Annotated in this window: 1 protein-coding gene; it reads left to right on the top strand. The window is 42.5% G+C overall.

Annotation, left to right across the window (positions count from 1 at the left end):
- Positions 1–534: transposase (locus M3O96_RS21945; RefSeq protein WP_502798930.1), on the top strand; the 534-nt coding region annotated here is incomplete at both ends.

Here is a 534-nt window from a genome sequence, read left to right as displayed (position 1 = left end):
TTACAGAACCCTACTTGGTTAATGCCAGGCATGTTAAGAATGTTACAGGCCGGAAACGTGATGATACCGATGCCATCTGGCTTCAGAAGCTTCACAGTTGCGGACTTTTGCAAAAAAGCTTTCAGCCCGAATGCCGGACCCGCATGTTGAGGACCTATGTCCGCCAACGTAAAAATCTGATCAAGATCGGGGCAGACTCAGTGAGGCGTATGCAAAAGGCTTTAGAATTAATGAATATAAAACTTCATCTGGTTCTGAGTGATTTATTGGGGAAAACCGGAATGCTGATGATAGAAGCCATTTTGAACGGCGAACGAAACCCTGAAGAACTTTTGAAACTGAAAGATTACCGTATCAAAGCAGATGAAGGGGATATAAAAAAGTCTCTTGAGGGAATCTGGAATCAGGAGTACCTTTTTATGTTAAAGCAGGCCTACGACAGTTACTATTTCCATCAAAATCAGATCAGGGAATGTGATGAAAAGATAGAGGAAATATTGATGCTTCAGGCAGCCGAAATACTGGAAGGCGATA

Origin of the sequence: Aquiflexum sp. TKW24L, from assembly GCF_023502205.1 — a bacterium.
Taxonomy (GTDB): Bacteria; Bacteroidota; Bacteroidia; order Cytophagales; family Cyclobacteriaceae; genus Cognataquiflexum.
Note: the sequence above shows the minus strand (reverse complement) of the source record. Positions and strands in the feature narration are given on the sequence as shown.